This window comes from Thiomonas sp., assembly GCF_054608695.1.
In genome coordinates this window covers 12,577-33,664 of record NZ_JBTRXV010000032.1, presented here as the reverse complement: position 1 = coordinate 33,664, position 21,088 = coordinate 12,577, and the positions used below count along the sequence as shown (strand labels likewise).

The 21,088-nt window shown below is 65.6% G+C and carries 22 protein-coding genes and 1 pseudogene; 4 read left to right on the top strand and 19 right to left on the bottom strand.

Going from position 1 to position 21,088, the window contains the following annotated elements; all coding sequences use genetic code 11:
- Positions 1-26: 26 nt before the first annotated feature.
- On the top strand, positions 27-1,334 hold the full coding sequence (locus ACYCUK_RS11990) for an extracellular catalytic domain type 1 short-chain-length polyhydroxyalkanoate depolymerase (protein ID WP_461594988.1): 1,308 nt from the start codon (positions 27-29) through the stop codon (positions 1,332-1,334).
- A gap of 143 nt (positions 1,335-1,477) precedes the next feature.
- Positions 1,478-1,918: a PRC-barrel domain-containing protein gene (locus ACYCUK_RS11985; RefSeq protein WP_461594987.1), complete on the top strand. Its 441-nt coding sequence runs from the start codon at positions 1,478-1,480 to the stop codon at positions 1,916-1,918.
- Between the two features lie 40 nt (positions 1,919-1,958).
- Here the strand turns inward: ACYCUK_RS11985 and ACYCUK_RS11980 are convergent.
- From ACYCUK_RS11980 to ACYCUK_RS11890, 19 genes and pseudogenes are all read right to left on the bottom strand, one after another.
- Positions 1,959-2,081, bottom strand: a pseudogene (locus ACYCUK_RS11980) (IS5/IS1182 family transposase); the annotation flags it as partial.
- Positions 2,082-2,144: 63 nt separating this feature from the next.
- The gene (locus tag ACYCUK_RS11975) at positions 2,145-4,046 is read right to left on the bottom strand and encodes a sensor domain-containing diguanylate cyclase (RefSeq protein WP_461594986.1); all 1,902 of its coding nucleotides are present in this window, start codon (positions 4,044-4,046) and stop codon (positions 2,145-2,147) included.
- Between the two features lie 73 nt (positions 4,047-4,119).
- On the bottom strand, positions 4,120-4,836 hold the full coding sequence (locus ACYCUK_RS11970; protein ID WP_461594985.1) for a GGDEF domain-containing protein: 717 nt from the start codon (positions 4,834-4,836) through the stop codon (positions 4,120-4,122).
- Between the two features lie 311 nt (positions 4,837-5,147).
- On the bottom strand, positions 5,148-5,459 hold the full coding sequence (locus tag ACYCUK_RS11965) for an EscU/YscU/HrcU family type III secretion system export apparatus switch protein (RefSeq protein ID WP_461595000.1): 312 nt from the start codon (positions 5,457-5,459) through the stop codon (positions 5,148-5,150).
- Positions 5,460-5,551: 92 nt separating this feature from the next.
- Positions 5,552-6,796: a flagellar hook-length control protein FliK gene (gene fliK, locus ACYCUK_RS11960; RefSeq protein ID WP_461594984.1), complete on the bottom strand. Its 1,245-nt coding sequence runs from the start codon at positions 6,794-6,796 to the stop codon at positions 5,552-5,554.
- On the bottom strand, positions 6,793-7,311 hold the full coding sequence (locus ACYCUK_RS11955; protein ID WP_461594983.1) for a DUF2802 domain-containing protein: 519 nt from the start codon (positions 7,309-7,311) through the stop codon (positions 6,793-6,795). Before ACYCUK_RS11955 ends, fliK begins: the two co-directional genes overlap by 4 nt.
- Positions 7,312-7,382: 71 nt before the next feature.
- Positions 7,383-7,610: a hypothetical protein gene (locus ACYCUK_RS11950; RefSeq protein WP_461594982.1), complete on the bottom strand. Its 228-nt coding sequence runs from the start codon at positions 7,608-7,610 to the stop codon at positions 7,383-7,385.
- 39 nt (positions 7,611-7,649) lie between these two features.
- A complete protein-coding gene (locus ACYCUK_RS11945; RefSeq protein WP_112484467.1) occupies positions 7,650-8,393 on the bottom strand; it encodes a flagellar motor protein in 744 nt (247 codons plus the stop codon).
- Positions 8,394-8,438: 45 nt separating this feature from the next.
- Positions 8,439-9,170, bottom strand: coding sequence for an RNA polymerase sigma factor FliA (gene fliA, locus ACYCUK_RS11940; RefSeq protein WP_112484468.1), 732 nt, complete (start codon positions 9,168-9,170; stop codon positions 8,439-8,441).
- 33 nt (positions 9,171-9,203) lie between these two features.
- Entirely contained in the window at positions 9,204-10,061 is an 858-nt protein-coding gene (locus ACYCUK_RS11935; RefSeq protein ID WP_461594981.1) for a MinD/ParA family protein, read from the bottom strand.
- Between the two features lie 10 nt (positions 10,062-10,071).
- A complete protein-coding gene (gene flhF, locus ACYCUK_RS11930) occupies positions 10,072-11,478 on the bottom strand; it encodes a flagellar biosynthesis protein FlhF (protein ID WP_461594980.1) in 1,407 nt (468 codons plus the stop codon).
- Positions 11,479-11,481: 3 nt separating this feature from the next.
- The gene (flhA, locus tag ACYCUK_RS11925) at positions 11,482-13,581 is read right to left on the bottom strand and encodes a flagellar biosynthesis protein FlhA (RefSeq protein WP_461594979.1); all 2,100 of its coding nucleotides are present in this window, start codon (positions 13,579-13,581) and stop codon (positions 11,482-11,484) included.
- 2 nt (positions 13,582-13,583) lie between these two features.
- Positions 13,584-14,726 (bottom strand): flagellar biosynthesis protein FlhB, encoded by a 1,143-nt coding sequence (flhB, locus tag ACYCUK_RS11920; RefSeq protein ID WP_461594978.1) that lies wholly within the window; start codon positions 14,724-14,726, stop codon positions 13,584-13,586.
- Positions 14,727-14,729: 3 nt separating this feature from the next.
- Positions 14,730-15,527, bottom strand: coding sequence for a flagellar biosynthetic protein FliR (gene fliR, locus ACYCUK_RS11915; RefSeq protein WP_461594977.1), 798 nt, complete (start codon positions 15,525-15,527; stop codon positions 14,730-14,732).
- Positions 15,524-15,796: a flagellar biosynthesis protein FliQ gene (fliQ, locus tag ACYCUK_RS11910; protein WP_461594976.1), complete on the bottom strand. Its 273-nt coding sequence runs from the start codon at positions 15,794-15,796 to the stop codon at positions 15,524-15,526. Before fliQ ends, fliR begins: the two co-directional genes overlap by 4 nt.
- 10 nt (positions 15,797-15,806) lie before the next feature.
- Positions 15,807-16,559 carry a flagellar type III secretion system pore protein FliP gene (gene fliP / locus ACYCUK_RS11905; RefSeq protein ID WP_461594975.1) on the bottom strand — a complete coding sequence of 251 codons (753 nt, stop codon included), beginning with the start codon at positions 16,557-16,559 and terminating at the stop codon, positions 15,807-15,809.
- The gene (fliO, locus tag ACYCUK_RS11900; RefSeq protein ID WP_461594974.1) at positions 16,556-16,909 is read right to left on the bottom strand and encodes a flagellar biosynthetic protein FliO; all 354 of its coding nucleotides are present in this window, start codon (positions 16,907-16,909) and stop codon (positions 16,556-16,558) included. The genes fliP and fliO overlap by 4 nt, the downstream gene beginning before the upstream one ends.
- Positions 16,910-17,285: 376 nt before the next feature.
- Positions 17,286-18,140 (bottom strand): DMT family transporter, encoded by an 855-nt coding sequence (locus tag ACYCUK_RS11895; RefSeq protein WP_461594973.1) that lies wholly within the window; start codon positions 18,138-18,140, stop codon positions 17,286-17,288.
- A 265-nt stretch (positions 18,141-18,405) separates the two neighbouring features.
- Complete coding sequence (locus ACYCUK_RS11890; RefSeq protein WP_461594972.1) at positions 18,406-19,893, bottom strand: amidase; 1,488 nt, start codon at positions 19,891-19,893, stop codon at positions 18,406-18,408.
- A 57-nt stretch (positions 19,894-19,950) separates the two neighbouring features.
- On the opposite strand from ACYCUK_RS11890, the gene ACYCUK_RS11885 reads away from it, so the two are divergent.
- Positions 19,951-20,490, top strand: a complete 540-nt coding sequence (locus ACYCUK_RS11885) for a CZB domain-containing protein (RefSeq protein WP_461594971.1) — start codon at positions 19,951-19,953, stop codon at positions 20,488-20,490.
- A gap of 114 nt (positions 20,491-20,604) precedes the next feature.
- A complete protein-coding gene (locus ACYCUK_RS11880) occupies positions 20,605-21,042 on the top strand; it encodes a hypothetical protein (RefSeq protein WP_461594970.1) in 438 nt (145 codons plus the stop codon).
- Positions 21,043-21,088: the final 46 nt, after the last annotated feature.

The window sequence follows — 21,088 nt, the reverse complement described above, 5'->3', positions numbered from 1 at the left end:
GCAAGCACGGATGCCACCGGCAAACCATGCACGCATCCCTGCAGGATCTGATTCGCGAGGCGACGAGGCTGACCCAGGCCGGCCGTTTGGACGAGGCCACCGCAACCATTCAGCGGGCGCTGGGCGTGATGCGTGCAGACAGGGCCGACGCTGCCAGCGCCGACCCGCCTGCCGATGGCAGATTTGAACTGCCGGCGCCGGCAGCCACGGCGCGTGAGGAAGCGCACGGCCGCCCGGAGCGTTCTCTTTTTCCCGCGGGAGCTGCCGCGGGGGCGCGGCAGCTTGGGGATGGTCTCGAAATGGATCGACAGAAGAACATCGAGGATGCGCACGGCGACAGCCAACCCGGCTTCACCGCCCTGGGGCGCAGGCTGGTGCCGCGTGGCGCTGCCGGAGTCGTTCGGGAGCCAAGCGGCCGGAGCGCCTTCGTCGACGGCGTGTTCGGGCATGCGGGCACGACGCGCCGCTACAAGCTCTACATCCCAGCGGAGCACGATGCCCGGGCGCTCCCGCTCGTGGTCATGCTGCATGGCTGCAACCAGAGCCCCGAGGATTTCGCCGCCGGCACGGCCATGAATGCAAGGGCTGGCGAGCAAGGATTCTTCGTGCTCTACCCCGAGCAAGCGCAGGAGGCCAATCCCGCGCGCTGCTGGAACTGGTTTCAGCAGGACAACCAGTTACGCGGCCTGGGGGAGCCGGCCTTGATCGCCGCGATGACGCAGGCGATGGTGCTGCGGCATGGCATGGATGGCCGCCGCGTCTACATCGCGGGGCTGTCGGCCGGTGGCGCGATGGCGGCCATCGTCGCGGCGGCTTATCCGGACGTTTTCGCGGCGGTCGGGGTGCATTCCGGGCTCGCCCCCGGCGCGGCCAACAACCTGCCGGACGCCCTCGCGGCCATGCGCGGCGGCGCGGCGGGGCTGCGCCCACAGGGCCAGGGCAAAGGTCTGGTCCCGGTCTCGGGCCCACCCATCAGGCCGCGGATTCTGGTGCCGACCATCGTGTTCCACGGCGACCAGGACCGCACGGTTCATCCGCGCAATGGCGAGCAGGTCATCGCCGCAGCCATGGAACGCCTCGGCACCATGCCGGCCATGCCCGAACAGCAGATCCGCACGGAACAAGGTGTTTCTGCGGGTGGGCAAAGCTACACCCGCAGCCACCACGGGGGACAAGGCCAGGCCATGAGCGAACACTGGACCTTGCATGGCGCGGGGCATGCCTGGTCCGGCGGGCGCGCCGAGGGTTCGTACACCGACCCCAGCGGACCCGACGCCACCGGCGAGATGCTGCGCTTCTTCTTTGCCCAGCCGTATGGCCCTGCCGGGCATTGAATCAAGGGGCGATGCGCGCAGCGTTCGCTGCCGAACAGACATCACGTTTCGATGGGCTTACTTTCTCTTCAAGCGTTCTCGGGCACAGGCCAATGCGAGCGCTTGGGTCAATTCTCAACACACATTCTTGAAGCGAGATGAACATGAACTACGAAGAGCGCGATACCTATGGCATGTACAAAGGCCGGACGAATGGCGGGAACGTGGGCGCCCTGCATGAAGGCAGCCACACCGGCCTGATGGGAGCCGACACGCTGATCGGCACCGATGTGCATAACGAGCAGGCGGACAACCTGGGCGAGATCAAGGAAATCATGCTGGACATGCGCAGTGGCCGCGTTGAATATGCGGTGCTGTCGTTCGGCGGCTTTCTTGGCATGGGCGAGAAGTTGTTTGCCGTGCCGTGGGGCGCTCTGAAGCTTGACGCCGACCACAAATATTTCGTGCTGAATGTCGACAAGGAACGCCTCAAAAGCGCTCCGGGCTTCGACAAGGACAACTGGCCCAATATGGTTGATCCAACCTGGGCCACGAGCATCCACAGCTACTACGGCACCAAGTCCTACACGGCTCGCGCCATGTAGGACCGCTAGTCTTACTGTGTTACTTAATTGAGCCAAATCACAGCACCGCCTCGACAAACAACCGGTTGTCCCGCGCCGTGACACCAACCTGGCCCTCGCGTCCCGGCAGCATGTCTTTGATGCGCTCCCACTGGTCGTCCCTCAGGGCGTTCCTTCGTCCCATGGGTTCTCTTCGGTTGTCGCAATCCGAACTGAACGTTTGGACACTGGCAATTGATGACACACCCTAGTCACCCACAGGCACGCGCGGAGCCCGGGCGACCACGACGCGGTTGCGGCCATCGCGTTTGGCTTGCAGCAAAGCGGCATCGGCCGCACGCATCACGTCTGCAAAATCCTCGTCTGCAGGGCTAGCCTGGGCTACGCCCGCAGAGAGCGTGATCTGGGGAAAATCTCCGCGCAGCCGCTCGACTGCGCCACGCATGCGCTCGGCCAGCAGGGCCGCAGCGGCGGCATCGGTTCCGGGACAGACCAGCACGATTTCCTCGCCGCCCCAGCGAGCAAGCATGTCGGAAGCGCGCGTCTGCGCCCTTAGGGCCTGGGCCACGGCAACGAGCACCCGGTCGCCAGCCTCGTGACCATGGTTGTCGTTGACCTGCTTGAAGGCATCGAGATCGACGATTACGACGGACAGCGCCTGCCGGACTCGCGCCGTTTCGGCCCAGACCCGCTGTAGAAAGTCGTCGAGTGCGCGGCGGTTGGGCAGGCCGGTGAGATCGTCGCTGTAGGCAGCGGCGCGCAAATTCGCGTTCAGCCGGGCAAGTTCACGCTGCATGTCGAAGGCATTGTGGCGCTCCTGCTCGAGGGCGTCGATCAGACGCACGGTACGCCCACCGAGACGCACCTTGGCCAGCAGGAGGCGGGCGTCGGCAGGCATGGCCAACACGTCGTTGGCGCCTGCGTCCATGGCCTGCAAGACCATCTCGGCCGCTGGATCGTCCGTCACCAGCAGGATATACAGGCGTGGGCCGCGCGCGGCGCGCAACTCGCGGCACAGAGCGACGACGTCGACGCCGGCAAGCTCCGCGCTCAGCACCAGAACATCGGGCTGGAGGTCACGCAGCCATTCGAGGCCGCGCCAGAGGTCGGGCGCGACAATCACGCGCAGGTCGGCATCGGCTTGCAGCGCGTCGTCGATTTCGCTCGCACGTGCCTTGTCGGCGGCGATCACCAATGCAGCCCCCGGCCCGGGGCGGTCGATCGGCGGGGTTGTGGACAGGGCTGCGCGCAAGCGCTGGAATTCAGCCTCGGCCTGTGTATTGGGCGTGCTGATATCGAGGATTCGTGCCATCGAGGGAAAGTCGGCGCGCAGCTGGTCGAGCATGGCAATCATGGCCTGCGCGTCCAGCCCCAGGCGAGCAGCACCCATGTACAGGCGCGGCAATTCGGCCTGGTCGACCGGCCCACACAAGGCTACGGCCATGCATCTTGCGACATCGACCGTCAGCGAAAGCTCGCCACCGCGGCCTGCCGCATGCGCCGTGTCCTGGCCGATCGGCAAGGCCGCCAGCCACAGGCTGATCGGAAAACCCCAGCCATCGAGGAGCGCAGCGCTGGCCTGGTTCTGGTCGAAACCCCAGAGACGACGCTGGTGGTGCAGCAAGCCGTCCTCGGTACCCTCGTCGGCCGTGGCAGCCCGTGCGCCGTAGGCAGACACCATGGCCAGCTGGCCGATGTTGCCGAGCAAACCCAGCGTGAAGGCTTCCGAACTCGGCAGGTTGCGCAAGCGCCGTGCCAGGTGTTGCAGCACCAAGCCGCGTGCAAGGGCACACCGCCAGTGCTGATTGAGGTCGAAATCGGCGTCCCAGCCGCCGGCCGCATGCACGAGACTCAGGCCCACGGCCAAACGCGCCAGCGCGACCACGCCGATGCGCATGACGGCGTCTTCCATCGCGGCCGTTGGCCGCAGCCCACTGTAGAGCGCCGAGTTGGCCATCTGCACGGTTCTGGCCACCAGCATCGGGGCTGTGCGGGCGATGTTGCAGACCTCGAACACGCTCACATCGCGCCGCTCCACCGCGCGCATCAGCTCCAGCGCTACTGAGCCTGGCGATGGCATGGGCCGGCCCGTTTCACGCAACAAGGCGAGGATCTGCTGATTGCGGGCTTGCAGGTCGGTCAGTTCCATGAGCGGCTAGGTCTTTCAGCCATGGTAGGTGCTGCCCAAGTCGCGGGCAACCGCACCGCTTCGTCGATCGGCTTCAAGCATGAGGCTTGTCTGATTTCGTGCACGGCGCGGCGTGCATCAGACGCTGGCGCCCGGCTTGTTTGGCAGCTAGCAGGGCAGTATCGGCGCGCTGGTAGAGGCCGGCGAAGTCTTCACCGACACACCATTGCGCGATACCGGCGCTGAATGTGGCTGCAACGCGCTGCCCACTGCCTTGGTGCATCACGCGCTGATGGCAGAACGCTTCCAGCAAACGATCGATCACGCCCCAGGCGCGGTTGGCGTCGGCATCGGGCAGCAGCATGAACTCTTCGCCACCCATGCGGGCGATGCCGTCGGTCGGACGCATCAGGCGTCGGGTGAGTTGCACCAAAGAGCGCAGCACCTCGTCGCCCAGGTCATGGCCATAGGCGTCGTTGATGCGTTTGAAGTGGTCCAGGTCGAGCAAGGCCACAGACAGCGGTTGATGCTGCCGCTCGGCGCGGGACATATCGCGGGCGAACGCCACATCAAGTCCGCGCCGATTGAGCGCGCCGGTGAGGGGATCTTCCTGCAATTTCTGGCTGGCTTGTTCTAGCTCGTCCTCCAGGCTCTGGATGCGCTCGTGCGCCTCGGCTGCCTGGCGGTTGGGTAGTGCAGCCCATTGCTTCAGCAGTTGTGTGAGTCTTTGTTGCAGGGTGGCCGCATCCTGCAGCGGCGCCGAGGCAGGATCCAGGGCGTCGATGGCTTGGCGTTTTTGCAACTGGGTCAAGCCAGTTTGCGAGCGTTCCCATTCGTTCAGTAAATTGAGCAGCAAGGCACCCCAAGGCACTTGCCCGGCCGCTGCGGCAGGGCAAGTGCAGACCGCCCGAACGTCGAGTCCGTATCGAGAGTGCTGGCGCCGACTGCGGCGCGCCGTACGCAATCTCTGCATAGATGCGGCCATAGTTCTCCGGCGTTGGCGGCAGGCGCGATTCGGTCAGACGCTTGAGCGTGGCCCGCGCCAGATCCGCGATCTGAACGGGTGATGTCGTATTGGACATTTTGTTGTCAGCACTCCCTGAGAGCAGGTTATTGGAGCAGTTACGGTTGCCGGACAGGGGCAGAGTCTTCTTGCCCCGGACCAGCAGCGGTTTCATGCTCAATGCGCCACAACCAGGCGAGCAATTCGGCCACCGCGAGGTAGAGCGCGGGTGGAATATGCGCGTCCAGATCGACGGCCATGAGCAATTGCACGAGTTGTGGCGATTCGTGTACGTAGACCCCGGCCTCGCGTGCACGGGTGATGATGGCCTCGGCCATCAACCCGCGCCCCTTGGCCAGCACCTGCGGAGCGGTGCCCTCATGCGACTCGTAACGCAGGGCAACGGCCTCGCGCAGCGGCGTGGTGGCCATGGATGGAACCGAAGCCGGATTCAGCATGCGCCCTTCGCGCTGCTCGTCTTGGGAACCCCTCAGGGACTCCCCCTTGGGCTGGTGTGTCGACTTCATGCCGCAGGCCGGGTGTGCAGAGTCAACGCGTCGAGTTGCAAGCCGGCATCCTGCAGGGCCTGGCGAAAGGTTTCGCGCTGCGGCGCCAGCAGACTTGCTGCTTGCTCGGCATGCTCCACGCTTACGCGCAGATGCTGATCGGCGCCAATATGCAGGGTCACGCGTAGCGCGCCGAGGCGAGGAAGATCGAGCTTGAGCACCGAAGTCCAGCCACTTTGCACAGGCTCCGACGCTGGCTGGCGGTGTGCGTCGTCCGGCTCGATCGTCCACTGCAGATCCTGCCCCGGCCAGATCGACCCTGCCCACATGACCGAGCCATGCATCAGGGTTGCCAGTTGCTGCTGCACCAGGCCTTGCAACTGCGCCGGCAAATCGGCGCTCGCCGTTTGCATCAGCAATGGCTGGGCCTGCATGCCGACGTAGGCGTCCAGCGCCTGCCGAACCGACTGTGGCGAACCCACATCAGCAGTGGGCATTGCCACTTGGGGCTGGCCCGAAGTGGCTTGCGTCAATCCGGGCGTGACGCTCCGCCCGGCTTGCGTCAACGGTGGAGCGAATGGTCCCGTCTGCCCGAATGGCCCTTGGGCCGTCTCGGCTGCAACAGGCGGCGTGGCGCCCGGAACAGATGGGGGCGGGGCGGTCGCGCCTGCGGGCTTCTGGGCCAACCCATCGAGTACGGGCGAAAGCCGGCCCTGCGGCTCGCTCAGCAACTCGGGCATGGGAAGCTGGCCCTGCGCCCAGGCGGCGAGGTGGCTTTCGTAGAACAGACCACTGGCCTTGATGCTTCGTCCCAGGGCCATGGCCAGTTGCGCGGTGCTGCCAGCGCTGGGCTGCGCCCAAACGGGGTCGGTCGGCTGCAAGACAGCGCCTTGTGGCGACTGCTGCAAACGCCCGAGTAGCAGCGCCGTGGCTGATAGCTGAGCCTGCGAAGAAACCGGATTGCCGGGAGGAGCCAACAACAACAGCGGTTGTGCCCCTGGTTCGCTCAGCACCACCAGCGAGAGTTGTTGTCCAACGGTGTGTCCGCCGGGCAGGGTCGCGGCCAGCAAGGTCTGGCCCAAACGGAGCAAGACCTCGCCGTCGGTCTGCGTCCGCACCACCTCAGCCACCACGCGCGCGCCAGGGGGCAGGGCCAGTGGCACTGCCTGGCTGCCAGGCTGCGACGCGGCGCGGGCACTGAAAGCCGTACCGCCCGCCTGTGCAAGCGGCAGACCGGCGGGCGGAACCGAGGCGCTGCTCACCGCTGGGTTCCCTGCAGGCTGAGCATCAACTCAGCCTCGGCCTCGCTGAGCCCGCAGCGCGCAGCGATCTCCCGCACCGACATGCCTTGTCCCACGAGTTGCTGCATCAGATCGAGCATTTGCGTACGCAATTCAGCCTGGGTTGGTGCTGCTCGAGCTTGGGGCTGGGCTGCCGGAATCCGGGCTTCGCCCACGGTGTCGAGGAAATCCTCGGGTGGTGGGGCGAGATCAGCTTGCCGCATGGGTGCCGGCGCTGTGGACGACGAGACTGGCTGGGGAGCTTCGGGCACAAGCTGGAAGCTGCCGGATGGATTGCGCATCCATGAATTCGAGTTCCCTTGTGCATCAGCCCGTGGCGCTTCTGCTCCTACCGAGCCTGAGGCCACTTGATCTTCCAGCATCGTGATGCGTCTGCGCTCGTGGTCGAGTTGCTGGATGAGCTTGCGCACCATGGACATGAGGCCGATTTGCAGCAAGATGATGAGCGCGGCGAGCACTAGCAGGAGATTGACCATGATGCGTGTCGGCGGGGATCGTGGGGGGAGTTCGGTCAGATCAATCGAGGGCCATCGAAGCTCAACCAGGGTCAGGCCAATTCGTCGATCTGTCCTCCCCGCGAACCGCCAGGGCTGGTTGGTGGCGCCGGCTCCGGGGGCTTGTCAGTGCCGCTTGGCGATTTGCTTGGCTTGGGCTGTCGGCGCTGGCTACCGGGTTGGCTTCGGGGTTGACCTCCGGGCTGGTCGCTCACGGGTTTGATCGGCGCGTAAGGCTCGACCGGCCCGATCGGATTGGAATCGTCATCGCTCTGGCTCATGGTTCATCTCCCTGACCGGCCGGCTTCGGCTCGCCGCCTTCAATGTGCGAAATAGCTTTGCAGGCGGCCCTCGATGATGCGTGGATTTTCACCCTCGGCGATGGACACCAGACCGTCGACGATCAACTCTTGCAATTTAGCGCGCGCATGCACGATGCCTTTCATCTTGTTGGCAACCGGCAAAAAAAACAAATTGGCCGAGCCCACGCCATAGATGGTGGCAACGAAAGCCACGGCGATGCCCTCGCCCAGCTTGCTGGGGTCGGCCAGGTTTTCCATCACGTGGATGAGCCCGAGGACTGCCCCGAGAATGCCAACGGTGGGGGCGTAGCCGCCGGCGGATTCGAGCACCTTGGCGGCCTGGCTGTCGTGATGCTCCACCGCGCCGATCTCCTGCTCCAGGGTGGTGCGGATCTTGACCGGATCGGTACCGTCCACCAGCATCTGCAGTCCTTTGCGCGTGAAAGGATCAGGCACATCGTCGACCAAAGCTTCGAGCGAGAGCAGGCCGTTCTTGCGCGCCGTGTCGCTCCATTGCAGCATCATGCGGATGGCGGCTTGCGGATCGAGCGCAGGCGGTTTGATGACCCAAGGCAACATTTTGAGCGAACGCATGAACACGACCAGCGGATACTGCAGCATGACCGCACCCGTGGTCCCGCCAATGACGATGAGAAAGGCCGTGGGCTGAATGATGGACGCGATATGGCCGCCTTCGAGCAACTGCCCCAGCAAGATGGAACCCAGCGCGACGACGAGACCGACGAGACTCAGGATGTCCATGGGCAGTGAGAGGCTGGGCCTGCTGTGCGTATGGGGTTTGAGCGATCAGCGTGCCGGGGCGGCGCCGTGCGCTTGCAAACTGGCGCGCAGGCGCATGACGGCCTGTTTCATGAGCTGGCTCACGCGAGACTCACTCACCTCCAGCACCTGGCCGATTTCCTTGAGCTGCAAATCTTCCTGGTAGTACAGCGAGAGGATGAGGCGCTCGCGCTCGGGCAGTTCCTGGATGGCGCCCTGCAGATCGCGTTCGAGCTGCTCGTCCTGCAAGGCTACATCGGGCTGGGCAATGGAAGTGTCGGCATGGCGTTCCGTGAAATCCAAGCCTTCGCCGGACGCCATGTCTTCAAGGTAGACGAGTTGCAGGCTGCTCTGCGCCAGCACAGCGTGGTAGTCCGCCAGCGTCCAACCCAGGTGGGCGGCGATTTCGACGTCCTCCGGGGGGCGGCGCAGGCGCTGGGTGAGCGCCTGAATGGTTTTCTGGATGGAGCGCTCCTGCGTGCGGCTGCGGCGCGGCAGCCAATCCTGGCGCCGCAACTCGTCGTAAATGGCGCCGCGGATGCGGATGGCGGCGTAGGCGCCGAACTGGGCTGGCGATTGCTCGTCCCCCCTTTCCAACGCGTCCCACAGACCGATCATGCCAGCCTGCTCCAGGTCGGCGATGTCCACCGAGGCTGGCAGTTGCGCCGCCATTTGCCCGGCGATGCGCCGCACCATCGGTAGATGGCGTGCGAGGCGCTCTTCGCGCGGTTCGGCCGGGGTATACGAGACGGGGGTCATCGACTGGGCGGGCGCGATGCAGATGGACTGGCGTCAGGCGGGCGCGGCGGGTTGCTCGGCCTGCAGCCACTGCGCCATGAAGAATTCAAGCTGCCCGCTCGACCCCTTCGGTATGGGCCATGTACGCACTCGCGATGCCAGCAAGGCAAAGGCGGCGGCGGCGGGACTCTGCGGCGCTGACTCGACCACGGCGCGCTGCGCGCGCACGGCGGCACGCAAGGCAGGATCGAGCGGGATACTGCCGACCAGGTCAAGCGAGACGTCGAGATAACGGTCGGTCACGCCGACGATCTTGGCGAACAGTGACTGGCCTTCGCGCGCGTCGCGCACCATATTCGGCAGCAGGTGGAAACGACGCTGCCCATACTGCTTGGACAGCACCTTGATGAGGGCATAGGCATCGGCCACGGAGGCTGGCTCGTTGGACAGCACGACGATGAGGTCCTGCGCGGCGCGGCTGAACGTGAGCACGTCGCCCGAGATGCCGGCGGCGCAGTCCACCAACAGATAGTCCAGCGGCAGGTCCAGGCTGCTGACGGCGTCGATCAGGCGCGACTGGCTTTGTGCATCCAGGGCGGCCATGCTGCTGACGCCGCTGGATGCCGGCAACACCCAGATGTCGTGCGGCCCGCGCACCAGCACCTGCTCCAGTGTTTTTTCCCCCGATAGCACGTGCGAAATGTTGTGGCGCGGCGTCAGGCCCAGCAAGATGTCGATATTGCCGAGACCGAGGTCAGCGTCAAACACCATCACGCGGCTGCCGGCCTTGGCCAGACAGATGGCCAGATTGGCCACGACATTGGTCTTTCCCACGCCGCCCTTGCCACTGGCCACGGTGATGACCTTGGTGGCCGGCCGGTGCAGGCGGCGCAGTCCTTCGGCTTGGTCCATGGTCATGTCCTCAACGGCTGGTAGCGGCGCGTGCGGGCTCTTGGCCGGCTGGCGCCAGGGTGTGGTGCTCGGCTCTGTCGCTTTGCAGCAAAGCGGCAATCTTAGCGAGCGCGGGTGCATGCAGATCTTCCGGCACACGCTGACCGTCGGTGTAGAACCAGAGCGGCAGGCCCTGCTCAACCAACCATTGCAGCGCGGCGCCAAACGCAGGCGTTTCGTCCAGCTTGGTCAAGATGCAAGCCGCCACGGGCAGGTGTTGGTAGAGCTTCCAGAGTTCGGCATAAAAACCCTGGCTCATGCCGGCGTTGATCAGAAGCAAGCGGGTGATGCGTTCACCGCAGGCCTGCAACCACTGCATCTGCTCGGCCAGGCGTGCGTCACGCGGACTCAGGCCGATGGTGTCGATGAGCACGAAGCGCCGGTCGGCGAACTCCTGCAGATGTTGCTCGAGTTCGGCGGCATCGCGCGCCACTGCGACTGGCACGCCGAGGATGCGGCCATAGATCTTGAGTTGCTCGACGCCGCCAATGCGGTAGGTGTCGGTGGTGATGAGCGCCACCGCAGCCGTACCGTGACGCAGCACCAGACGCGCCGCCAGCTTGGCGATGGTGGTGGTCTTGCCCACGCCGGTTGCGCCCACAAGAGCGTAGATGCCGTCTTCAGCGAGCGGCTCAGAGGGCATGTCCAGCCCTTGCAGGTAAGTCGTGAGAGCGGCTGGAAGGTCGGCGCCGACACCCGCCATGGCACGCGCGCTGGAGAGCGAAAAACCCAGCCCCTGCAAACGTGCGACCAGCGGCGAAATGGCAGGTTCGCCGACCTGCGGCCCACCCTTGGCGACGGAAGACAGCACCCATTGGCGCAGCTCCTGGACTTCGTCTCGCAATTCACGAATCTCGCCCGACCAGGCGGGCTGCGCAGCACTTCGCGCATCTGACGCCGATCCTGGAGAAGTCGCTGAAGCCTGAGGTGCCGGATGGGTCGCCGCCTGGGGCGCGGCCTTCGACATGGGCGGCGGCACGGTTGTCACGCGTGGCGCAACTGCGGCCGTGGGTACTTGATGGTGAACTGGCGCTGATGCGCGCTGCAGCGGTGGCGCCGCGTTTGCAGAACGTGCCGCAGCCGCCTGGGGGCTGGCGAGCGGCGAGCCGGCTTGCGTTTGCCGCGGCGCTGCTGCGGACGACCCGGAGCCGGGCTGTAGCCCGCGCGATGTCGCTGCGGTCGTGGTCTCAGGTGCGGTCGGGTCAGCGCTGGCGGCCTCGGCCTGAATGTGGTTGGCGTCGAAATCCACCGCTGCCATGAGTTCCACCCCGCCGACGATTTCGCGGTTCGACAGGATGACCGCGTCAGGCCCGAGATCGTTGCGGATACGCGCGAGCACTTCGCGAGTGTTGGTTCCGGTGAATCGCTTGATTTTCACGGCTTAGGCTCCGAGGGTGGAGATGATCTTGACCTGTTTCTGGTCCGGCACTTCGGCATACGACAACACCCGCAGACGCGGCGCGGTGCGTGCCAGCAAACGGGCGAGGAACTGGCGCAGGGGGGCGACCGTCAGCAGCACGGGGCTCGCACCCTGGGCTTCCATGCGCTGCATCAACTCGCGCGCCCGCTCCATCAGCCGCTGCGCCAGGCCGGGTTCGATGGCGGCTTGGGCCGGGTCGGCGCGCAGGCTGGACAACAGAATCTGCTCGAGCTGGCCATCGAGCACGGCTGCTGACAGCTCTGCTTTCGACGCCGATAGGGTTTGAACAATGAAGGAGCCGAGCGCCTGGCGCACACGGGCGGTGAGTTCGTCGGCATCCTGCACCTGTGCGGCGTTCTCGGCCAGCACTTCGGCGATGGTGCGCATGTCGCGAATGGGAACACCCTCGGTCAGGAGGTTCTGCAACACCTTGCGCAGGCGATCCGGGGAGATGAGCTTGGGCACCAGATCTTCCACCAGCTTGGGGGAGCGCGTTGACAAATGCGCCAGCAGACCTTCCACCTCTTCGCGCCCAAGCAGTTCGGCCGCGTGCGTCTGCAGCAGGTGATTCAGATGCGTGGCGATCACGGTGCTCGGATCGACCACCGTGTAGCCCAGCGATTGGGCCTGGTCACGCTGGCCGGCGGCAATCCACACCGCGGGCAGGCCGAAGGCCGGGTCGGTCGCGGCCTGTCCCTGCAACGTACCCATGGCCTGGCCCGGATTGATCGCCATGAGCATGTCGGGGAACACTTCGCCCGCCCCTACTTCAACACCTTTCAGCGCAATGCGGTAGCCGCCGGGACGCAGCTCGAGGTTGTCGCGGATGTGCACGGGCGAAACGAGGAAGCCGAGTTCCTGTGCGAATTTTTTGCGCACGCCACGTATGCGTCCGAGCAATTCACCGCCCTGGTTACGGTCGACCAGGGCGATGAGGCGATAGCCCACATCCAGCGCGAGCAAGTCCACAGGCTCGATCTGTGCCCAGCTCACGTCCTCGGGCTCGGCTGCAGCAGCCGGCGGCGGCGCCGCCGCGGCAGTGGCGGCCGCCTGGCGTTCCCGCTTCCCGCGTAGCCACAAGATGCCGCCGAGCACTGCGGAAGCGAGCAGAAAGGACAGATGCGGCATGCCGGGAACGAGGCCGATGAAGCCGAGCATGCCGGCGGCGATGGCCAGCACATGCTGGTGGTTGAACAGTTGAGCGATGAGCTGGCGCCCAACGTCCTGTCCGGTCGAGACATTGCTGATGACGATGCCGGCGGCGATGGAGATGATCAGCGAGGGAATCTGCGCCACCAGCGCGTCGCCAATGGACAGCAGGGTGTAGTTCTGCGCCGCCTGGCTCAGGCTCAGGCTGTGCATGAATACGCCGATGACCAGGCCGCCGATGAGATCGATGAACAGAATGAGGATGGCGGCGACCGCGTCACCGCGGACGAATTTGCTGGCGCCGTCCATCGCACCGAAAAAATCGGCTTCCTGGGCGACATCGCTGCGGCGCCTGCGCGCCTCTTCCTGGTCGATCAGGCCGGCGTTGAGATCGGCGTCGATCGCCATCTGCTTGCCTGGCATGGCGTCCAGGGTGAAGCGTGCGCTGACCTCGGCGATGCGCCCGGCACCTTTGGTGATGACGACGAAGTTGATCACCACCAGGATGGCGAAGATGATGATGCCCACCGCATAGTTGCCGCCGACGACAAACTGGCCGAACGACTCGATCACCTCTCCCGCTGCCGCGGTGCCGTTTTGTCCGTGGAGCAGGATCACCCGCGCCGCGGCCACGTTCAGCGACAAGCGCAGCAAGGTGGTGAGCAAGATGGCGGTCGGGAATGCGGCGAAGTCCAGCGGCCGGGTGAGATACAGGGTGACCAGAAGGATCACCAGCGACAGCGCAATGTTGAAGGTGAAGAGCAGGTCGAGCAGGAAGGTGGGCAGCGGCACCACCAACATCATCAGGATCAACACCACCAACAGCGGCGCGGCCAGCACGCGCCAGTCAGCACGGCGCAGGGTGCTCAGTGCCGAGGACGCCATCGAGGAAGACGAGGAAGATGTCGCCATGGTCAATGCACCGGCATGGCCGTGTCCGCGGTGGTATCAAGTTCGGATGGAATGGCCCAATCGCGCGGCAGTTCAGCCTGCTGCGGCAGCGCTCGCAATTGATACACGTAGGCCAGCAGCAGCGCGACGGCGTTGTAGAGCGCAACCGGAATTTCCTGTTCCAGATCCGCATAGCGATACAGCGCACGCGCCAGAGGGGGCGCCTCGACGACGGGAATGCCGTGCTCTTCGGCCAGTGCGCGGATGCGTGCGGCCACCTGGTCAGCGCCCAGCGCCAGCACCACTGGTGCCCGGTTGCGCCCCTGGGTGTAGCCCAGGGCGACGGCATAGTGGCTCGGGTTGGTCACCACCACATCGGCTTTGGGTACTGCAGCCATCATGCGTTTGCGGGCGCGCTCGCGCTGCAGGGTGCGGATGCGCTGCTTGATCTGGGGGTTGCCTTCACTTTCTCGCATTTCATCCTGCATGTCCTGACGTGACATCTTGAGCTTGCGGTTGAGTTGCAGGATTTGCCACGGAACATCCACCGCGGCGATGACGAGCGTGGCCGCCGCCAGCCACACGAAAGCTTGCCCGCACAAAATGGCCAGTTGCATCGGGGCCAGGCTCGGCTCTATCTGCAGTAATTGCAACAACGGGCCTCGCTGGGTCCACAGCACGACGCTGGCCAGCACGCCGATGACCAGAACCTTGAGCACGGCCTTGCCCAGTTCGCCCAGGCCGGTGATTGAGAACATGCGTTGCAAGCCGGCCACCGGATCAAGGCGCGTCCAGTCAGGCGCCAGGGCCTGCGCGCTGAACACCCAGCCCCCGAGAGCTAGGCTGCCCGCGAGACTGGCCATCATGGTCAGAAGCACGATGGGTAGGAGTATCGCCAGCCCGGATAGGCCGACATGGCCGACAAAATGAAGCATCTGCGCAGGATCGCGGGTGGCGACGGTGGGGATGGTCAGTCCGGTCTGCAGCATGGTGCTGCCTTGCTGGTAGACCCAGTTCCCGCCATAGAACACGCTTGCGGCGATGCCCAGCAACAAGAGGCTCGACGTCAGGTCGCGCGAGCGCGCCACCTGCCCCTTGTCCCGCGCCTGTTGCTTGCGCTTGAGTGAGGCAGGTAATTCCTTGTCTTGGGCGCTTTCGTCAGCCATGGTTCAAGCAGGACGAGCACCCGCCTGCAACAGCAGGCGGGTGGACAGATCGAGGCCCACTTCGACCAGATGGCGAACCACCGTTTGCATGACCGGCATGAGCAGATACAGAGCGAGGAAACCCAGGGCGAAGAACAGCGGAAAACCAATGGCGAACAGATTGAGCTGCGGAGCCAGCTTGCTCAGGGTGGCCAGCCCCAGGTTGGCGATGATGAGCACACCCAGCACTGGCGCCGCCAGCGCCAGGCCGAGACTGAACAGGGCAGAACCCTCCAGCGCCAGCGCGTGCCAGGTGGCCGCCCCCAGACCGAGCGCAGGCCCGACTGGAATGAGGACGAAGCTGCGCGCCAGCACGGCCAGCAGCAGCAGATGGCCGTTGAGCGAGACGAACAGCAACATCGCCAGCAGATTGAGAAAACTCGCCAGGGTGGTGACCTGCACACCCTGAACTGGATCGAACAGCGTCGAAAAACCGAGTCCCATCTGGAGACCGATGATGCTGCCAGCCAGTTGCACGGCGCTGAGGATCAGAGTCATGGCCAGGCCAATGACTGCTCCCACCAGCAATTGCTGGACCACCAGCATCCAAGCCAGACCACTTCCTAGTTGTACTGGCGGCATGGTTGGCAACGCCGGGGCGAGCGCCACGGCGATTAGCACTGCGAGGCCGACCCGGACCTGAATGGGGACTTGCGTGGCACCGAATACCGGGGCAACCGACAGCATGGCGAGCACGCGCAGGAAGGGCCAGAAAAAGGCGCCGATCCAGGTCTCGATCTGCGTGGAGGTGAAGTCGATCATGAGCCCAGAAGGCGAGGAATACTCTGGAACAGGCGAATGGTGAAGTCCATCAACACATGCAACATCCACGGCCCAGCGAACACCGCCGCGAGCCCGATGGCCAAAATCTTCGGCACGAAACTCAGGGTCATCTCGTTGAGCTGGGTCGCCGCCTGCAGCAGGCTCACCAGCAGGCCCACCACCAGCGCTGCGCCGAGCAGAGGCAGCGAGATGAGAAACATGACCCAAAGCGCCTGCTGGCCGAGGGTGGTGATGGCTTCCGGCGTCATGTTGGCTCCTTCAATGCACGAAGCTCTGCACCAGTGAACCGATCACAAGCTCCCAGCCATTGACCAGCACGAACAGCATGAGCTTGAGCGGAAACGACACGGTTACGGGCGACAGCATCATCATCCCCATCGACATCAACACGGCCGCCACCACCATGTCGATGATGAGAAAGGGAATGAAGACGATGAAGCCGATCTGGAATGCCGTTTTCAGCTCTGAGGTGACAAAGGCCGGAATCAACAGCGCCATCGGTGTTTCGGCCGGAGAAGCCAGCGGCTTATGGCCGGAAAGCTTGACGAACAGGGCCAAATCCTCCTGGCGAGTCTGTCCCAGCATGAAAGTCTTGAGCGGCGCCGAACCGGCCTCGAGCGCCTGGGTCATGGAAATCTGGTTGTCCATCAGCGGCTTGATCGCCACGTCGTTGACCTTGTTGAGCACTGGGCTCATCACGAAGAAGGTGAGGAACAAGGACAAACCGACAATGACCTGGCTGGGAGGAACCGTCGTCGTTCCCAGCGCCTGCTTGAGCAACGACATGACGATGACGATACGGGTGAAAGCGGTCATCATCAGCAGCATGGCGGGCAGGAACACCAGCGCTGTCATGAACAACAAGGTCTGCAGGCTCAAGGTGTACTCGGTACCACCGCCCGCCGCGGGTGTGCTGGTGAACGCGGGCAAACCCTGCGCCTGCGCCCACGCCGGGAGAAACAGGGCGAACAGAACGATGGTGTTGCAAAGTTTGCGGATGGACAGGTTCATGGACTTCGATCTTGGGGCTCGCCTCTTGCCGTGGCTTTGCGCAACCAGTCCGAAAAAACCACGGTGGCGTCGGTTTTTCGCACATTGAGCGCTTGCGGCAACACATGCAGGCAGCGCAGGCCCTGTGGACTCGAACCCACCAACAATTGCTGTTCGCCGACCTGTATCAGCAAAAGTCGTTCCCGCGGCGAAAGTGCCAGGGTCGCGATCACGCGAAATTCGGCATTCGCTCTGGCAAATCCCGGTTGCACTCGCCTAAGTCCTCGCAAAACAAGGAAAAAAAAGCCCAGCACAAGCGCCAGCCCGCCCAGGATACGCAGCAAAGCTGTCCAAGATATGGGATCAGACAAATTCGATTCTCCTGATCAAAGACGGATTTTTGACAAATGCAGTGGCGCCTTGTCAACAGCTTGACGCAACAACGGAAGCGAGAATAGACCGTACGAATCTTGGGCGGGCTCGAATTTGAAGCAGCACCCCATAGACGCCCCTGGTTCGCGGAGCGTTCAATTCGTGGCGGCATCGCATCAGGTTCGAGCTTGTGCAATGAGCGCGTCCAGCCAGCAAGTCGTGTGAAGTGGAATTTAAAAGCTGGATGAAGCCATCGCGATACCCGCGAGCCCCGGCATCGCCTGCCATTGCGGCAGGCCTGAAACAACGCGTGGCAGCCCGAAGTTTGACCCCCTTCGGGTGCGGTCGCTGCAAGGCAGCGGCCTGGGGGAACTCTCAGGTCTTCGCCCGCACCGCCACCAGGGCCGAGCCAACGATGAGCAGCGCCGCCAGGCCGAGCGGCCAGGTGAACGGTCGGCCGGTGGTCCACACCAGCAGCGTGGTGGACGCCAGCGGGGTGAGGTAACTGAGCACGCCGAGGGTGCGCGGGTCACCCAGTTTGAGGGCGCGGTCCCACAGGTAGAACGCGGCACCGAGCGGCCCCAGGCCGAGCACGGCGATACGCATCAGCTCCGGCACCGTGAGGTTCACGGCCGGCTCCAGCGCCGCGTGGCAGGCCAGCGCCAGCAGACCCGACAGCAGCGCGAACAGGCCGATGGCGGCCGTGGGAAAACCGCGCCCTTGCTGCGCCAGGCGCCGGCTACCCAGGGAAAACGTCGCCCAGATGCAGGCCGAGCCCAGGGCCGGCACGTAGCCCCAGGCGAAACCGCCATGCAGCCCGCGCCCGCCGACGATGGCAACGGCCGCCCCGGCAAAACCCACGACCGCCGCGCCGATGTGCACCGGCCGCAGCCTCGTTCCCGGAAGCAGCAGCGGTGCCAACACGACGATGAGCAGGGGCCAGAGGTAATTCACCAGATTGGCCTGCACCGGCGGCGCATGCCGCAACGCGATGAACAGCAGGAAGTGAAAGCCGAACAGGCCGTAGACGCCGAGCGCCAGCGCCGCGGGCCGCACCCGGCGCCATTGACGGAAAAAAGGCCAGGCCGGCACGCTGCCCACGATGAGCGCCAGCCCGGTGAGCAGGAAGGGCGGCACACGCGCGAGTTGCACGCCGAGCGTGGCCAGCAGGGCCCAGAGGGTGATGGCGCCGATGGCGTAGAGGTTGGCGCGAGCGTGGGTGGAATGCATGGGCACACTGTGAGTGTAAGTGGCGCGCGCGGCCGGGGATGTTGCCCAACACCGGCTTGGTGCTGCGCGACAGGCACAACCACTGCAGCGCGGGGCTCACTCTGTGGAGCGGGGCTTGCTCCTTCGGCAGGCAGTGGCTGCGCAGCCGAGTCGGCGGTGGCAGCGCCTGCTCATCCATGCGGCTCAGGCTGACCCGGCCGATCTGGCGAAGGCGGCGTCCATCAGGGCGCGGATGGCGGGGAGGCTGGAGCGGTGTGGACAGCCGTCAGATCAGGGGCCGGCGCTGCGCCCAGGGCTGGGCGGCTTCGAGCTGGGCGGCGAGTCGCAACAGCAGGTCTTCGCGCCCCCAGGGGGCGATGAACTGCACGCCAACCGGCATGCCCTGCGCATCGACCTGCAGCGGCAGCGACATGGCCGGTGCGCCGGTGAGGTTGGCCAGTTGCGTGAAGGGGGTGCGCGCCAGGCTTTGCCGCGCCAGATCGTCGACGATGCCGGTCTTGCGCAGCAGCCCGCCCAGGCCCAGGGCCAGCACCAGGCGCAGCGCGGCCTGCTGGCTGGCGGGGGTGTCGAGTTCGCCGATGCGCGCGGGCGGCTGCGCCGTGGTGGGGGTGAGCAGCACGTCGTAGCTGGCATGGAACGCGGCCAGGGCGCGGGCAAAACCGTTCCAACGCGCGTGCAGGGCGACGTATTCGGCGGCCGGCAGGCTGGCGCCGATGGCGGCGATGGCGCGGGTGTCGAGCTCGAAATCCGCCGGCCGCGCGCCATGCGCGCGGATGCAGCGCCGCATCTCGGCGGCGACATGGCCGAAATAGATGCCGAGATAGCTTTGCGCCAGCGCCAGGCCGTCAATCGCCGGCGCGGCGGGCTCGACCCGGTGGCCGAGCGACTCCAGCAGATGTGCGGTGCGCTCCACCGCGGCGACACACTCGGGGTGCACCGCGCCGCCCAGCGGCGAAGCCACGCTGAAGCCGATGCGCAACCGCCCCGGTGCGGCGCCCACTTCGAGCGCATAGGGCCGCAGCGGCGCGGCCACGGCGTAAGGGTCGCCCGGCTCGGCGCCGGCAACCACGTCGAGCAACGCAGCGCTGTCGCGCACGCTGCGGGTGAGCACATGGGTGCAGCTGGCGCCTTCCCAAACCTCGTCGGCCGCCGGGGCATGGCTCACCCGGCCGCGCGAGGGCTTGAGCCCGAACAGGCCGCAATAGGCGGCGGGAATGCGGATGGAGCCGCCGCCATCGGACGCACCTGCCACCGGCACGATGCCCGCGGCCACGGCCGCCGCCGCGCCGCCGGACGAACCGCCGGGCGTGTGGTCCAGGTTCCAGGGGTTGCGGCAGGGGCCGAACAGCAGCGGCTCGGTCACGGCCTTGAGCGCGAACTCGGGCAAGTTGGTCTTGCCCAGCACCACCAAGCCGGCGTCCTGCCAGCGCTGCGCCACGCTGCTGGTGGCGCTGGCCAGGACCTCGCGGCGCGCGCGCGAAGCCCAGGTGGACGGCATGCCCGCGACGTCTTGTCCCAGGTCCTTGAGCAGGAAGGGCACGCCGGCAAAGGGGCCGTGCTGGCCCTGGGCGAATTGCGTGCCAAGTTGCGCGCGGGCCTGCTCGCGCCAGTCCATCACCACGGCGTTGATGCGCGGGTTGAGCGCATCCAGCCGCGCCAGTGCGGCATCGAGCACTTCGGTCGCGCTCACCTCGCCGCGTGCGATGAGCGCGGCCAGGGCGGTGGCGTCGAGGGCGGGGTCGATGTCGGGCATGGCGTCAAGCATAGAGCCAGTGGCAGGGCCTTGTCCGCATGCCCTCGTTGACCGCCGTTGGCGGGCGGTAAGAAGCTGCTGGCATTGCTCGCGCCGAACGCGGCTGCGTTCCTAGGGCCTGTTCACGCCATTGCTGCGCCCGAAGCAACAAACAGCCGTCCGGCCGAATCGGCCCTGTCCTCGCAGATCGCGGCCGAACACAACGAGACGAGCGACAGCGGGCTGAACTTTTATTCCGCCCTCCAGAGCCACCAACAATGGAAGGCCCGTCTCGGGGAATACGCCCATGGCGACAGCGACGGGCAACTCGACGTCGGCACCATCTGCCGCGACGATCGCTGCGCGCCGGGCATCTGGCTGCATCGCGCGGCGCGCATGCCCCTTGCGCAATTCGGCCTGTTCAAGCGCCTGCTCGAAGAGCAGGCCGAGTTCCACCGCCAGGCCGGCGAAGTGGTGCGCCTGATCCAGTCGGGCGCGGGCGAATCGGCCTGCACGGAACCGGCCAAGGGCCAATACGCGCGCATTTCGCACAAGGTGATTTCAACCCTGAGCGAGCTTTATCTCGCCGTGACCCTGCCGACAGGCCGCACGCACTGAGCCCCAGCACGCAGCCTCCGTCGAAGCAACCGGCGATGCTGCGCAGCCCCAGCCTTGCGGCTTACGAGCCCGCGGCGGTGAGTTGCTACGACGCCGTGGCGCAGCCCCGGCAAATTGCGACTGCGCCACGGTCTGCGCCGCATGGCCGAGGGTGGCGCCGCAGTCGAGGCCAGCGATGCCCAGGCCGCATGCCTGACGGCGCATTGGCTGCAGCAGGCGCGCCGCAGAATCATCGCCCAGGGCACGGCGCTCGACGAGCTTGAAGGTCTGAACGCCGGCCTGCTGCAGATGCAGACCAGCGGGGTTGATGCGGCACACCGCGGTCACGCCGCGCAAGCGCTGCCGGACCGGGCCTGGATACGCAGCAACAGGCGCAACTCTTTCAGCGCCATGTGCGCCTGGGCACGCAGCCCGGCCGCACCGCCGGCTTCGGCCTGGGCCTGTATTTCGTGCGTCTGGTGGGCGGAGAAGCACGGCGGCGGCGTGGGCGTGCAATCAGACCCGGGGCAAGGCGCCAGCTTCTGGATGACGTTGCCCTTGGAGCCAGGCTGAGGGGAACTGGGCGCTGCGCGAGGCGGCCGTGCCTGGAGTTTGCCGG

Coding starts and splice junctions, on each gene's coding strand:
- ACYCUK_RS11990 (WP_461594988.1), top strand. CDS start 27: ATGCACGCATCCCTGCAGGATCTGATTCGCGAGGCGACGAGGCTGACC.
- ACYCUK_RS11985 (WP_461594987.1), top strand. CDS start 1,478: ATGAACTACGAAGAGCGCGATACCTATGGCATGTACAAAGGCCGGACG.
- ACYCUK_RS11975 (WP_461594986.1), bottom strand. CDS start 4,046: ATGGAACTGACCGACCTGCAAGCCCGCAATCAGCAGATCCTCGCCTTG.
- ACYCUK_RS11965 (WP_461595000.1), bottom strand. CDS start 5,459: ATGGCCACCACGCCGCTGCGCGAGGCCGTTGCCCTGCGTTACGAGTCG.
- ACYCUK_RS11955 (WP_461594983.1), bottom strand. CDS start 7,311: ATGGTCAATCTCCTGCTAGTGCTCGCCGCGCTCATCATCTTGCTGCAA.
- ACYCUK_RS11950 (WP_461594982.1), bottom strand. CDS start 7,610: ATGAGCCAGAGCGATGACGATTCCAATCCGATCGGGCCGGTCGAGCCT.
- ACYCUK_RS11945 (WP_112484467.1), bottom strand. CDS start 8,393: ATGGACATCCTGAGTCTCGTCGGTCTCGTCGTCGCGCTGGGTTCCATC.
- fliA (WP_112484468.1), bottom strand. CDS start 9,170: ATGACCCCCGTCTCGTATACCCCGGCCGAACCGCGCGAAGAGCGCCTC.
- ACYCUK_RS11935 (WP_461594981.1), bottom strand. CDS start 10,061: ATGGACCAAGCCGAAGGACTGCGCCGCCTGCACCGGCCGGCCACCAAG.
- flhA (WP_461594979.1), bottom strand. CDS start 13,581: ATGGCGACATCTTCCTCGTCTTCCTCGATGGCGTCCTCGGCACTGAGC.
- flhB (WP_461594978.1), bottom strand. CDS start 14,726: ATGGCTGACGAAAGCGCCCAAGACAAGGAATTACCTGCCTCACTCAAG.
- fliR (WP_461594977.1), bottom strand. CDS start 15,527: ATGATCGACTTCACCTCCACGCAGATCGAGACCTGGATCGGCGCCTTT.
- fliQ (WP_461594976.1), bottom strand. CDS start 15,796: ATGACGCCGGAAGCCATCACCACCCTCGGCCAGCAGGCGCTTTGGGTC.
- fliP (WP_461594975.1), bottom strand. CDS start 16,559: ATGAACCTGTCCATCCGCAAACTTTGCAACACCATCGTTCTGTTCGCC.
- ACYCUK_RS11895 (WP_461594973.1), bottom strand. CDS start 18,140: ATGCATTCCACCCACGCTCGCGCCAACCTCTACGCCATCGGCGCCATC.
- ACYCUK_RS11890 (WP_461594972.1), bottom strand. CDS start 19,893: ATGCCCGACATCGACCCCGCCCTCGACGCCACCGCCCTGGCCGCGCTC.